This window comes from Haloplanus salinarum (genome assembly GCF_024498175.1).
Classification (GTDB): Archaea; Halobacteriota; Halobacteria; order Halobacteriales; family Haloferacaceae; genus Haloplanus; species Haloplanus salinarum.
In genome coordinates this window covers 1,768,436-1,780,494 of sequence record NZ_CP101823.1, presented here as the reverse complement: position 1 = coordinate 1,780,494, position 12,059 = coordinate 1,768,436, and the positions used below count along the sequence as shown (strand labels likewise).

The following is a 12,059-nucleotide window of genomic DNA, read 5'->3' as shown; positions in this document are numbered from 1 at the left end:
ATTCGGCGGCCACGTACTTATACCGTCGGCCGCGCTCCCGTCCCCCGGGATCGTCACGACAGCCGCCCGACGGTCAGGTAGCCGGTGTGGCCGACACCGCGGGTGTCGGGGCGGCTCCCCCGCTCGTCGAACTGCATCCGTCGCTGGATCGTCTCGTGGGTCTCCACGCCGGTCAGTCCCGCCTCCTCGGCGGCCTCGACGGCCGCGCGGGTGCCCTCGACGAACGGCGAGTAGACGACGACGAACCCGCCGCTGAGGAGGAGGTCCGGCGCCCGGCGCACCACCGACGGCGCGTCCGCGGTGTCGAGGGTGAGGAGGTCGAACCCCGGTTCCGCGGCGAGGGCGTCGAGCTCCGCGGTCACGTCGCCCGTCCGCACGTCGACGCGGTCGGCGACGCCCGCGAGGCGCATGTTCTCGCGGGCGACGTCGGCGAACTCGGGGTCCTGCTCGTAGGTCCGGACGGCCGCGCCGATCCGGCCGAGGTAGGCCGCGAGGACGCCGGTGCCCGTCCCCGCGTCGAGTACCCGGTCGTCGGCCGCGGCGCCGGTCATGCCGACCACCAACCCGATATCGCGGGGCATCATCGGCGCGCCGGTCCGTTCGAAGTGATCGAACAGGTCCGGCCCCCGCGGCTCCCGGACCACGAACTCCTCGCCGAGGTGGGTCTCCAGGCGCTGGCCCGGTTCGACGTCCTCGGGGACGGTCAACACGCCGAGGTCGGTCTGGAGTTCCTCGCCGGGCGCGCGCAGGTACTCCCGGTCCTCACGAACCAGCAGGAACGTCGACGTCACTCCAGGCTGGCGATGGCCGACGCCAAGTCGCCGTCGGCGGCCTCGAGCGCCTCCCGCGCCTCGCTTTTCCCGACGCCGGCACGCGTCGCGACGAGTTCCACGTCGTCCTCGGGGATGGCGTCCGCGGAGTCGCCGTCCGCGTCGTTCACGTCGTCGTCGCCGGACTCGACGGCGCCGGCCGCACTCCCCGGGTCCCGCGTCTCGGGTTCGCCGACGACCTGGTAGGTCTCCTGGCCCTGTGCGTCCATGCGCGTCACCTGCGCGTCGGAGAAGACGAGTTCCTCGTCGGCCGTCCGGATGACGACCTCCTCGGCATCGAGTTCGGTCACGTCGATGCCCATCTGTTTCATCATCTGTTTCATCTTCCGTGGGTTCATGCCGCCGCCACCAAACATGGATCGAGGGTGGGGGTGCGTGGGCAAAAGGATGGCGAAGGGGCGCGGTCGAGGGACTAGTTCAACACCCAGAACCGGTAGTTGAGATACGCGGCGAACGCCGTCCAGCAGAGGTAGGGAACGAGGAGGAGCGCCGCCCGTCGGTCCACCCGATCGAACGCCCGGATCGTGAGCAGGATCAGCGCCAGGAGGACGACGATCACGGCGAGACCGAGGTCGACCGACTGCAGGCCGAAGAAGGCCGCCGACCATCCGACGTTGGCGACGAAGTGGACGGCGAAGACGGCGAGCGCGACGCGGGCACGGCCCTCGGTCCGCGGCGAGGACAGCCGCCGCCACACCAGCCAGACGGCGACACCCAGGAGGGCAAAGAGGAGAGTCCACACCGGGCCGAACACCCAGTTCGGCGGCGCGATCGCCGGGCGCTGGAGGGTGCCGTACCACGAGACGAGGCCGCTGGCGGTGAAGACGGCGCCCGAGGCGCCGACGAGTTCCACCGCGAGCACGGCGACCACGAGGGCGAGACGGGGCCGCTCGTCCGGGAGACGGCGCAGACGCCGGCGGAGGGTCATGCGCCACGTACGAGCGCCGGAGTCATAGGGGCTCCGACGGGGTGCACTACACGTGGTCTTTCGGCAGCAGGTCCTCGAAGGGTTGGTCGTCGAGCCACTCACAGAGCCGGCAGAGCTGTTCGCTGGCCGCCTCGAACAGCTCGGCGCCCTTCGCCGCGGTGGCGTCGGTCTGGTCGCCGAGGACGCCGTTGCCGGTGTTGTCGGCGGCGTCGTAGAAGGTCCGCGCGCCGTGTTTGATCGTGTCCGCGGCCTCGACGTCCGGGACGCCACCGTCCCGCGCGTCGGCCAGTCGGTCCTCGCGGACCAGTTCGGGCCGAAGGTGCTGGATCATCGCCGTCTCCTTCGGGCCGCCGTGGGGGCCGTTCTGTTCGAACAGGTCGTCGACCAACTCGGGGATGCTCTCGTCCCACATCCACTCGATCGCGTAGAGTTCCTCGTCGTCGCGCAGTCGGCGCCCCACCTCCCGCAGGTGGTCGACGTTGCCGCCGTGGGCGTTGACGTAGACCACGCGGTCGATGCCGTGGTACGTGAGGTTCCGGGTGAACGACTCGACGTAGTCGCGAAACTCCGGCGCGTCGACCCACATGGTGCCGTTGAACTGCCGGTGGTGCGGGCTGACGCCGACGTTGATCGTCGGGGTTCGGAGGTAGCCGGTCCGCTCGGCGGCTTCACTGGCGAGCGCCTCCGCGATCAGGTGGTCGGTCGCCAGCGGGAGGTGGGGGCCGTGCTGTTCGGTCGACCCCAGCGGAACGAGCGCGAGGGATTCGTCGTCGAAGTAGTCCCCGAGCTCCGGCCACGTCTCGTCTGCGATGTACATTCTGCCCAAAGAGGGGGCTGGCGTGCCCTTGAACGCTTGTGTTTCGGTGGGGCTATCGCTCGGCACCGCCGTCGGCCGCGGCCGGACGGGTGTCGCCCCCGGCGGCCGCGTCGGCCGACTCCCCGCGGTCGACGGTGAACTCGGCCAGCAGCTCCCGGAGCGACTCGGCACGGCCCGTGAGCGACTGCGCGCTCTCGGAGACGTCCGACAGCGTCGAGGTTTGTTCCTCCGCGGCGGCGGAGACGTTCGACGCCTCGGCGCTCGACCGATCGGCCAGTTCGGACACCTCGTCGAGCATCGAGACGACGTCCTCGGTCGATTCGGCCTGGTCGTTCGTCGCCTCGCTGATCTCCCGGACGCCGGTGTCGAGGTCGGCGACCTGCTGGGCGATGTCGTCGAGCGACGCGAGCGCGTCGTCGATGGTTTCGCTTCCGTCGGCGACGCCTTCCCGCAGCCGTTCCATGTCGTCGACGGTGTCGTCGGCGGCGTCCTGCACGTCGGCGATACGCCGGTCGATCCGCTCGGTGGCGTCGGCGGCCTCGCCGGCGAGACCCTTGATCTCGTCGGCGACGACCGCGAAGCCGTCGCCGTCGCCGTCGGCGTGGGCGGCCTCGATCGAGGCGTTCAGCGCCAGCATGTTCGTCTGTTCGGCGATGTCGGCGATCACGTCGACGATGTCCCCAATTTCGGCGACCTCCTCCGCGAGCGCCGTCACCTCCGTGGCCGCCGCCTCGGCCCGGTTCTCGATCCGTTCGAGTTCCTCGACGGCGTCCATCGCGGCGTCGCTGCCGGCTTCGCTGGTCTCGGCCGCCCGTTCGGCCGTCGTCGCCACCTCGTTGGCAGACGACGCGACCTCCTCGATGGCTCCCGAGAGGCTCTGCATCTCGCCCGAGACGGTCGTCAACTGCTCGTCCTGCCGTTCGGCACCGGCCGAGATCTCCTGGATGGATTCGCTCACGTCCGCGCTCGCGCTCTCGACTTCCTCGGCGCTCGTGGTCACCTGCTGGCTGGCCGCAGCCACCTCGTCGGCGAAGGATCGGACCTGTCCCAGCGTCGCCTCGATTTCGTCCATCATCCCGTTGAACGACTCGGCGATGCTGTTCATCGCCTCGCTCCGTCCGTCGGGATCCATCCGCTGGGTCAGATCGCCCGCCGCGGCCCGGGACATCGTCTCCCCGAAGCCGTCGGCCTGCGTCTCCAGCGCCGCGTTCAGCTCCTCGACGTCGCGTCGGGCCCGTTCGGCCTCCCGCTGTGCGCGTTCGACGTCGTCGCTCATCTGCTCGATCGTCTCGCCGAACGCGCCGGGGACGTCCTCCTCCAGGACCGCGGCGTCGAACCGCTGGTCCGCGACCGCCTCCGCCTGTGCGGCGACCGTCGAGAGGTACGACTGCATGTCGGCGAAGGCGTCGATCAACTGTCCGACCTCGTCGTCGCGGTCGGTCGACGCCACCTCGGCGTCGAGGTCCCCGCGTGCGATGGCCTCCGCCTCGTCGGTCAGGCGGTCGAGCGCGTTCACCGTGTTCCGCCCGAGCGTCGCGCCGATCAGCAGGAAGCCGCCGAGGGCGATGCCGACGAGGATGGCGAGGTCGCGGGTGACGACGCCGGCGAGTGCGTACGCCTCCGAGCGCGGTGCGTGCGTGACGACGACCCAGTCGCTCCCCTCGATCGGTGCGTAGCCCACGACCAGGTCGCGTTCGGGCATGTCCATCACGCCGGTCTCGCCCTGCTGGGCCATGCGGATGTGGCCGTTACCGTAGCCGTACGGTTCGAGTGCCGCCTCCTCGTCGGCCGCGAACTCGACTATCCCCTCGCTGTCGACGACCTGGGTGAAGCTCGATTCGGTCGGGGTCCGGAACCCGGCGGCCCGTTGACCCGCGTCGACGGTCACCACGATGGCCCGGTCGGTTCCCTCGATCCGGCTGGCGAACGCGATCAGTTCGACGCCGTCCTGCCGGTAGCCCTCCGAGACGGCGACCGCCGAGGCGTCCTGTCCCGACAGGCCGTCGAGGGAGCTACGCGCCCATCGCAGGTCGTCGAGCCTCGCGTCGGTCCGCTCGTCGTCGGTGCTCTCGATGATCCGGTTCGGGCCGATGTCGACGTAGTGGACCGAGTGTGTCGAGTCGGACAGCTGTTCGAGTTCCGTGTTCAACGCCGCGTCGATCCGGTATCGGTCGCCCGACTTGATCTCGCCGAGCGACGACACCAGTCGTGCGTTCTCCCCGTTGCGATCGATCCACTCGGCCATCGCGTTGGCCTCGAGTTCCGCCATCGTCCGGAGTTCGGCCTGTTCGTTGTGTCGAATATCCTCGGCGATGGCACCCTGGAAGAAGACCCCCACGCCCGCCACGACGACGAGCACCACCGCGACGATGGCCGCGAACCGCTTCAGATAACTGTCGGTGACGACCGACGGGAGCCTCTTCATCCGCTCCCCCCCGCCAGCGATCCCGCACTCGCTGTCGATTCCGCGTCCGTTCGCGTCCCTCGTTCGACGATACGCATACTGTTCCGTACGCTGGCAAGCGGGCGTATAAAAGCACCCGACCGAATTATCAGACGAGAAAACCGGCCGTCCCGGGACCGAGGGTCGCCGCCGGTCGTCAGCCGGTTCGTTCGGTCAGCCGTTCCCGGCGGCGCTCGAACTCGTCGTCGTCGAGGTCGCCTGTGGCGTACCGCTCCCGGAGCGTCGCGAGCGCGTCGTCCGCGGTCCGGTCGGTGTCGCCCGTCTCGCCCCGCAGGTACAGCGCCGCGGCGACGACGCCGACCACGAGAAGCGCGAACACCAACAGGAGGACGAGCCACCCGCCGCCCATGCCCAGGCCCGATCCCATCCCACCCGCGGGGCCGGCGCCCCAGTGGGGGCCGTGCGGGCCGGGGTGGTGCTGTGCGAGCCCGCCGAGAGTGTAGATGGGTAGTTGCATCGTGCTCACCTCGTTCGAACGTCGGCTCCGTACCGAGATAACTGGCGTCGACGATTCCCGATCCCTGAAAACGACGTCGCCGACGGGGTCTCGAAGGATTAAGGTCGCGGCGCTCCACCTTCCGCGCATGTTCGACCCCGACGACCTCGAACGGATCCGCGAGGCCAAGGCGGAGTGGGAGGACGACGCCTACGGGCCGACCGTGGATCGGTTCGGGGAGCGCAAGGAGGCGTTCACCACCGACACCGGCGGGCAGTCGGTCGACCCCCTCTATACGCCCGCCGACGTCGCCGACCTGGACTACGAGGCGGATCTGGGGTACCCGGGCCAGGAGCCCTACACCCGTGGCGTCTACTCGACGATGTACCGCGGTCGGCTGTGGACCATGCGTCAGTACGCGGGCATGGGGACCGCGACGGAGACCAACGAGCGGTTCAACTACCTGCTCGACGAGGGCCAGACCGGCCTCTCGATGGCGTTCGACCTGCCGACCCAGATGGGCTACGACTCCGACGCCACGATGGCCGCCGGCGAGGTGGGGAAGTCGGGCGTCGCCATCGACACCCTGCGGGACATGGAGACGGTCTTCGACGGTATCCCGCTCGACGAGGTGTCGACGAGCATGACGATCAACGCGCCTGCCGCCATCCTGCTCGCGATGTACGTCGCCATCGGCGACCAGCAGGGTGTCGATCGGGCGGAACTCCGGGGAACCATCCAGAACGACATCATGAAGGAGTACATCGCGCGCAACCTCTACATCTACCCGCCGGAGGCGTCGATGCGGCTGATCACCGACATCTTCGAGTTCTGTGCGACCGAGACGCCGAAGTTCAACACCATCTCGATCTCGGGGTATCACATCCGCGAGGCCGGGTCGACCGCGGCCCAGGAGATCGCCTTCACCCTCGGCAACGGCATCGAGTACGTCGAGGCCGCCCTCGACGCCGGCCTCGACGTCGACGAGTTCGCCCCACAGCTCTCCTTTTTCTTCAACGCCCACAACAACATCTTCGAGGAGGTGGCGAAGTTCCGCGCGGCCCGCCGGATGTGGGCCTCGATCATGGAAGAGCGGTTCGGTGCCGAGAACCCCAAATCGAAGCAGCTGAAGTTCCACACCCAGACCGGCGGCTCGACGCTGACCGCCCAGCAGATCGACAACAACGTCGTCCGCGTCGCCTACCAGGCGCTCGCCGCGGTGCTGGGCGGCACCCAGAGCCTCCACACCAACGGGAAGGACGAGGCGCTGTCGCTCCCGACCGAGAAGAGCGTCCGGACGGCGCTTCGCACCCAGCAGATCCTCGCCCACGAGTCGGGGGCGGCCGACACCATCGACCCCCTCGCCGGGAGCTACTACGTCGAGTCCCTGACGGACGAACTGGAGAGCGAGGCCCTCGATCTGCTCGACGAGATCGACGAACGCGGCGGCATGCTCGACGCGGTGAAGTCCCAGTGGGTGCAAGGGCAGATCCAGGACGTCGCCTTCGACCGCCAACAGGAGATCGAGGAGGGCGAGCGGATCATCGTCGGTGTCAACGAGTTCCGCGTCGAGGACGAGGACCCCGAGGTGGATCTAGAGGAGGTGACCGAGGAGGACGAACGCCGACAGATCGACCGCCTCGAGACGGTCCGGGCCGACCGCGACGACGAGGCGGTCGAGGCCGCACTCGCGTCCCTCCGGGAGACGGCCCGGGGCGACGACAACCTGCTCCCGCCCATCGTCGACGCGGTGAAGGCCTACGCGTCCGTCGGCGAGATAGCGAACGTCCTTCGCGACGAGTTCGGCGAGTACCAGCCCGGACGGTAGCCCGATCAGGGGGTAGCGACCGTCGACCCGTCGCGGCGGTCCAGCCGGTCGACGTACTCGTCGATGACCGTGCTCTTCCGGTGGTCGACCATCAGGTGGATCCGGAGTTCCGTCCGAGCGGACAGCGCCCGTGGACAGAGCGGACAGTCGATCGTGCCCGAATCATTCATGTTTTATCATTATATTCTAACGCGTGTCGGCTCTTATAGATTGCGGTGAGTGCGCACTCACCGCTCGAACAGCCGGTCGAGTTCGGTCAGCGACTCGATTTCGTGGGTGGGGTCGACACGCAGGGTCGCGTCGGCGTTGTGGTCACGACGGACGAACACGCCGTCGAGCCCGGCGCGTTCGGCCGCGACGACGTCGGTTTCGCGGTCGCCGACGTAGTATCCGGTCTCGGCGTCGAGGGCGTCCAGCGCCTCGTGCAGGTAGTGGGGATCCGGCTTGCGGTGGCGGAAGCCGTCGACCCCGGGGTCCCGGCCGCGGACGAAGGAGAAGGCGTCCAGTCCGTGGTGGTCGACGACGAACTCGACGGCCGGATCGTAGTTGTTGCTGACGACGCCGAGTGGGCGGTCGTCGGCCACCCGGTCGAGGGCGTCGACGTCGGGGTAGAGGCCGCGTTCGCCGGCCCGGAGGCGCTCGACGATCCGTCGGGCGCTGTGGCGCTCGCGCGCCGCGTAGAAGTCGACGGGGTCGACGCCGACTGCGCGACACGCCTCGACGAACGCGTCCGTGTACTCGTAGTTCCCGAGCGGCGCGCGGTGGCGCTCCGGCGGGTCGATCCCGTACTCCGCGAGCGTGTCGTCGCGGGCGTGTTCGTGGACGACGTCGTCGGCCCCGCGGCCCTCGATCAGGACGCCGTCCATGTCGAACAGCAGGGCACGGTCGGTCGTTCCGGTGTCCGTCCCTGGCGGGGTCGGCGGGCTCATGTGGGTTCCACTCCGTGCCGGAGTCGCTTCACGGTCACGCTATCGGACCAGCCCCCGGGCGTACGCCGAGATCACTTCGCTCGCGATCACGACCCCTAGGATCACGAGGAGAATGGTCGCCACGGACCCCCAGGCGAAGGCGTTGACCGCCCGGAACAGTTGGACGCCGATCCCGCCCGCCCCGACGAACCCGAGGATGGTTGAGTCGCGGACGTTGATGTCCCAGCGGTACACCGACAGTCCGACGAGCGCGGGTTTCACCTGTGGAAGGATACCGTACAGGAGCGTCTGGACGGGCGAGGCCCCCGCGGCCTCGACCGCCTCGACCTGTCCGAAGTCGATCTCCTCGATCTCCTCGCCGAGGAGCTTCCCGAGGAAGCCGACCGAACGGAAGGCGATAGCGACGGCACCGGCGAGGGGACCGGCGCCGAACACCACCACGAAGATCAGCGCCCAGACGATGGTGTTCACCGACCGGCTGACGGTCACGATCACCTTCCCGAGCCAGTAGGTCGCGCGGTTGGGCGTCGTGTTCTCGGCGGCGAGCAGGGCGACCGGCACCGCGAGCACCAGCGCGCCGGCGGTGCCCAGCGCGGCGATGTGGAGGGTCTCGATCAGCGGGGCGACGACCTCGCCCGCGTAGGCCACGTCCGGCGGGTACATCCGCGACAGGAGGTCGTTGACCTCCCGCGGAACCGTCTCGGCGGCCACGAGGCGCATATCGAGGAACTGCCACGAGCCGACGAAGACGACCAGCGCGACGAGCCAGCCGAGCGACCGGCCGAGCCGGCGGCGACGGTCGAACCGCCGCCACTCCCGCGTCTCGCTCGACATCACTGGTACCTCCGTCGGACGACCGCACTCACGCCCTCGGCGACGAGGACGACCAGGACGATGGCGAGCAGGATCGCCGAGACGTACTGGTAGTCGTAGCGGTTGAACGCGGTGAGCAGGACCGAGCCGATGCCGCCCGCGCCGACGATGCCGACGACGGTCGAGGTGCGGATGTTGATGTCCCAGCGGTACACCGACAGCCCGGCAAACCGCGGGACGATCTGTGGGACCACGCCGTAGCAGAGCGTCTGGAGGGGCGAGGCGCCCACCGCCCGGACGGCGTCGACGCTCCCGGCGTCGATATCCTCCAGGTCCTCCGCGAGCAGCTTCGAGAAGAACCCGACGGTCTTGAACGTGATCGTGACGATGCCCGCGAGCGGGCCGAGTCCGACCGCCTTCACCACGAGGATGGCGACGATGATGGCGTTGAACGCCCGCGAGATCGAGATGAACCCGCGGTTGAGGTAGTACAGCGGTCGGGGCGCGAGGTTCTCCGCGGCCATGAACGCGACGGGGACGCTGAGCGCGATGCCGGTGACCGTCGCCACCATCGCCATCGCGACGCTCTCGACCATCTTGTCGACGATGCGCTGGGCCTGTCGCGGCGTCGCGTCGGGCGGGAAGAAGTCGCCGAGGAGCGTCACCCCGCGGCCCAGTCCGCGGACGATCCGCGACGGGTCCGCACCGACTCCCCACGCGGACCACGCGAAGAAGGCCACGACGGCGGCGTAGACGGCCCACTTGATCCCGCGGCGGCCGAAGACGGTCGGCCGCTGCCAGGTGCGCTCGCCCGCGGCCACGTCAGGACCCCCCGGGCACCGACCGCTCCGGTTCCTCCGGCACGCCGAGCGTCCGGTCGCCCGTCGACCCCTCGGTCGCCGTCGGCGACGGGTCCGATTCCGGCGGGTCCGCGCCGCGATAGACGCGGTCGAGGGCCCCCTCGTCCAGCTCCGCGGGCGTCCCCTCGAAGACGAGTTCGCCGTCGTGGAGGCCGACGACGCGGTCGGCGTGGTCCAACGCGAGGTCGACCTCGTGGATGTTGATGAGGACGGGGATTTCCCGCTCGGCCGCGATGTCGGTGAGGAGGTCCATCACGGTGTTCGACGTCTCGGGGTCGAGGCTTGAGGTCGGCTCGTCGACGAGGAGGATCTTCGGCTGCTGGATCACGGCCCGTGCGATGCCGACCCGCTGGCGCTGTCCGCCGGAGAGTTCGTCGACGCGTTTGTCCTCCATGTCCCCGAGGCCGACGCGGTCGAGGATCCCGTAGGCCCGCTCGACGTCCTCCGGCGGGAAGTCGCGGCGGAAGGCGCGCCACGCGGAGACGTAGCCCAGCCGACCGGTGAGGACGTTCTCCATCACGGTGAGGCGCTCGACGAGGTTGTACTCCTGGAAGATCATCCCGATGTCGCGGCGGGCCGCCCGGAGTTCGTCGGCGTCGAGGGCGGTCAGCTCCGTCCCGTCGAGGCGCAGACTTCCGCTCGTCGGCTCCGTGAGCCGGTTGATACACCGGACGAACGTGCTCTTGCCCGCGCCGCTGGGGCCGATCATCGCCACCGTCTCGCTCCCCTCGATGGAGAGACTGACGCCCTTCAGCGCCTCGTCGCCGGTCGGGTACGTCTTCCGGAGGTCGGTCGCTTCGAGGGTCATTCGCTCAGCGTGCTCTGCGTGTACTCGACGCCGTTGTACCGCTGGATGACCATGATGTCGTACCAGTGGCGCCGGTACTCGATGGGGACGTACTCGTCGTAGCCGGTCCGCTCGGCGTAGGTGGTGCCCGCGAAATCGGAGTCGAGCCACGCCGCCTCGATGCCCTCGACGATGTCCGGGTGGAGATTGTACCGGTAGGCGATGGGGCCGTTGGGGAACGGCGCGGACGCCCAGACGACCTTGAACTGGTCGTAGCTGAGGTTACTGTCGCCCTCGACGGTGTCCTTGAAACAGGTCGAACAGATGGGGCCGGCGTCGTAGTCGCCGGCGGCGATGCCGCGGGTGGTCTGGGAGTGGCCGCCGGAGAAGTTGATCTCGTAATCCTCGCCCGCGGTCACGTCGAAGTACTGGTCGAACAGCGCGGAGGGGGCCTGGTGACCGGAGTTCGAGGCCGGTTCGGCGTGGGCCATCCGGACGTCGTCGTCCGCGAAGTCCTCGACGGACCGAATACCGCTCGCGTCCGCCCGCGTCGTGGCGAACAGGCGGTAGCCGAAAGCGCCGTCGGGGGCGACGCCGGCGGCGAAGGGCACCGCGCCACAGAGGTTGACCGCGAAACAGGTCGTCCCCGTCGAGAAGTTGGCGATGTGGGCGCGTTCCGAGCGCATCGCCTCGACGGAGGCGGCGTAGCTGTTGACCCGGTTGTACTCGACGGGCTTCCCGGTCTCCTCCTCGATCCGGTCGAACACCGCCTGGAAGTCCTCCTCGTAGCGACCCTCGACGTCTTCGCTCGGGCTCTCGGTGAAGATCAGCGTATCGGGGTCGAGGTACTCGCTCTCGTCCTCGGGAGCCTCGCGGACGGGGTCGCCGTGGGGTACCTCCTCGACCTCCCGGTTGCTCATGTTCTCCAGGTCCGACTGGCCACCGCGCTCGTAGCCCGACTCGATCAGCGGTCCCGAGAGGTAGTTGCGCTCCTCCCAGCCGGGCTCGGCGGGGTCGAACGATCCGGCTTCCGCGAGCAGCGGGTCACCGGAGCCCGACGCGCCGCTCACGTCGTTGCTGCCGCTCTCGCCCCCGCCACCGCCGGTGCCGCCGGCACAGCCGGCCAGCCCGGTCGCTACGGCCGCCGCCGAGCATTTCAGGAACCGTCGCCGTCGTGCGGAGTGTTTCTCCGACATCGTGCGTGGCGAGTGACCGACCGACTATTAACTATTGTAATATTGATATATTCGTGTACGTAGCCGTACGCGAGGTTCGAACCGATCGAGAGGGCAACGTGGCCCTCGATAGCACTATTGTGGACGACGGAGCCGGGCTGTGTGTCGGGGACGGTTCGAAGCGTTCCCCGC

The 12,059-nt window shown here is 69.1% G+C and carries 13 protein-coding genes; 1 reads left to right on the top strand and 12 read right to left on the bottom strand.

Annotated elements, in window-relative coordinates:
* Positions 1-53: 53 nt before the first annotated feature.
* The 6 genes from NO364_RS09200 to NO364_RS09175 all read right to left on the bottom strand — a co-directional run bounded on the left by NO364_RS09200 (position 54) and on the right by NO364_RS09175 (position 5,496).
* Complete coding sequence (locus NO364_RS09200; protein WP_157687778.1) at positions 54-791, bottom strand: methyltransferase domain-containing protein; 738 nt, start codon at positions 789-791, stop codon at positions 54-56.
* A complete protein-coding gene (locus NO364_RS09195) occupies positions 788-1,186 on the bottom strand; it encodes a nascent polypeptide-associated complex protein (RefSeq protein WP_157687779.1) in 399 nt (132 codons plus the stop codon). The genes NO364_RS09200 and NO364_RS09195 overlap by 4 nt, the downstream gene beginning before the upstream one ends.
* A gap of 56 nt (positions 1,187-1,242) precedes the next feature.
* The gene (locus NO364_RS09190; protein ID WP_157687780.1) at positions 1,243-1,758 is read right to left on the bottom strand and encodes a TspO/MBR family protein; all 516 of its coding nucleotides are present in this window, start codon (positions 1,756-1,758) and stop codon (positions 1,243-1,245) included.
* Positions 1,759-1,804: 46 nt separating this feature from the next.
* Positions 1,805-2,575, bottom strand: coding sequence for a creatininase family protein (locus tag NO364_RS09185; RefSeq protein ID WP_157687781.1), 771 nt, complete (start codon positions 2,573-2,575; stop codon positions 1,805-1,807).
* Positions 2,576-2,627: 52 nt separating this feature from the next.
* The gene (locus tag NO364_RS09180) at positions 2,628-5,000 is read right to left on the bottom strand and encodes a methyl-accepting chemotaxis protein (RefSeq protein WP_257627346.1); all 2,373 of its coding nucleotides are present in this window, start codon (positions 4,998-5,000) and stop codon (positions 2,628-2,630) included.
* 175 nt (positions 5,001-5,175) lie between these two features.
* A complete protein-coding gene (locus NO364_RS09175) occupies positions 5,176-5,496 on the bottom strand; it encodes an SHOCT domain-containing protein (protein WP_257627345.1) in 321 nt (106 codons plus the stop codon).
* Between the two features lie 127 nt (positions 5,497-5,623).
* On the opposite strand from NO364_RS09175, the gene NO364_RS09170 reads away from it, so the two are divergent.
* A complete protein-coding gene (locus tag NO364_RS09170) occupies positions 5,624-7,303 on the top strand; it encodes an acyl-CoA mutase large subunit family protein (RefSeq protein ID WP_257627344.1) in 1,680 nt (559 codons plus the stop codon).
* Positions 7,304-7,308: 5 nt separating this feature from the next.
* On the opposite strand, the gene NO364_RS09165 is transcribed toward NO364_RS09170, so the two are convergent.
* From NO364_RS09165 to phnD, 6 genes are read right to left on the bottom strand one after another with little or no spacing between them, the layout of a single operon-like run.
* Positions 7,309-7,473, bottom strand: a complete 165-nt coding sequence (locus NO364_RS09165) for a hypothetical protein (RefSeq protein ID WP_157687785.1) — start codon at positions 7,471-7,473, stop codon at positions 7,309-7,311.
* A gap of 57 nt (positions 7,474-7,530) precedes the next feature.
* Positions 7,531-8,232, bottom strand: coding sequence for an HAD family hydrolase (locus NO364_RS09160; protein WP_257627343.1), 702 nt, complete (start codon positions 8,230-8,232; stop codon positions 7,531-7,533).
* Between the two features lie 39 nt (positions 8,233-8,271).
* Positions 8,272-9,066, bottom strand: a complete 795-nt coding sequence (gene phnE, locus NO364_RS09155; protein WP_257627342.1) for a phosphonate ABC transporter, permease protein PhnE — start codon at positions 9,064-9,066, stop codon at positions 8,272-8,274.
* Positions 9,066-9,866: a phosphonate ABC transporter, permease protein PhnE gene (phnE, locus tag NO364_RS09150; protein ID WP_257627341.1), complete on the bottom strand. Its 801-nt coding sequence runs from the start codon at positions 9,864-9,866 to the stop codon at positions 9,066-9,068. Before phnE (NO364_RS09150) ends, phnE (NO364_RS09155) begins: the two co-directional genes overlap by 1 nt.
* Before the next feature lies 1 nt (position 9,867).
* A complete protein-coding gene (phnC, locus tag NO364_RS09145; RefSeq protein ID WP_157687789.1) occupies positions 9,868-10,713 on the bottom strand; it encodes a phosphonate ABC transporter ATP-binding protein in 846 nt (281 codons plus the stop codon).
* On the bottom strand, positions 10,710-11,732 hold the full coding sequence (phnD, locus tag NO364_RS09140) for a phosphate/phosphite/phosphonate ABC transporter substrate-binding protein (RefSeq protein ID WP_257629158.1): 1,023 nt from the start codon (positions 11,730-11,732) through the stop codon (positions 10,710-10,712). Before phnD ends, phnC begins: the two co-directional genes overlap by 4 nt.
* Between the last annotated feature and the right edge of the window lie 327 nt (positions 11,733-12,059).

Excerpts from the sequence above, each read along its gene's own strand:
- NO364_RS09185 (WP_157687781.1), bottom strand. The coding sequence starts at position 2,575 with ATGTACATCGCAGACGAGACGTGGCCGGAGCTCGGGGACTACTTCGAC.
- NO364_RS09180 (WP_257627346.1), bottom strand. The coding sequence starts at position 5,000 with ATGAAGAGGCTCCCGTCGGTCGTCACCGACAGTTATCTGAAGCGGTTC.
- NO364_RS09190 (WP_157687780.1), bottom strand. The coding sequence starts at position 1,758 with ATGACCCTCCGCCGGCGTCTGCGCCGTCTCCCGGACGAGCGGCCCCGT.
- NO364_RS09195 (WP_157687779.1), bottom strand. The coding sequence starts at position 1,186 with ATGTTTGGTGGCGGCGGCATGAACCCACGGAAGATGAAACAGATGATG.
- phnC (WP_157687789.1), bottom strand. The coding sequence starts at position 10,713 with ATGACCCTCGAAGCGACCGACCTCCGGAAGACGTACCCGACCGGCGAC.
- phnE (WP_257627342.1), bottom strand. The coding sequence starts at position 9,066 with ATGTCGAGCGAGACGCGGGAGTGGCGGCGGTTCGACCGTCGCCGCCGG.
- NO364_RS09165 (WP_157687785.1), bottom strand. The coding sequence starts at position 7,473 with ATGAATGATTCGGGCACGATCGACTGTCCGCTCTGTCCACGGGCGCTG.
- NO364_RS09160 (WP_257627343.1), bottom strand. The coding sequence starts at position 8,232 with ATGAGCCCGCCGACCCCGCCAGGGACGGACACCGGAACGACCGACCGT.
- NO364_RS09170 (WP_257627344.1), top strand. The coding sequence starts at position 5,624 with ATGTTCGACCCCGACGACCTCGAACGGATCCGCGAGGCCAAGGCGGAG.
- NO364_RS09175 (WP_257627345.1), bottom strand. The coding sequence starts at position 5,496 with ATGCAACTACCCATCTACACTCTCGGCGGGCTCGCACAGCACCACCCC.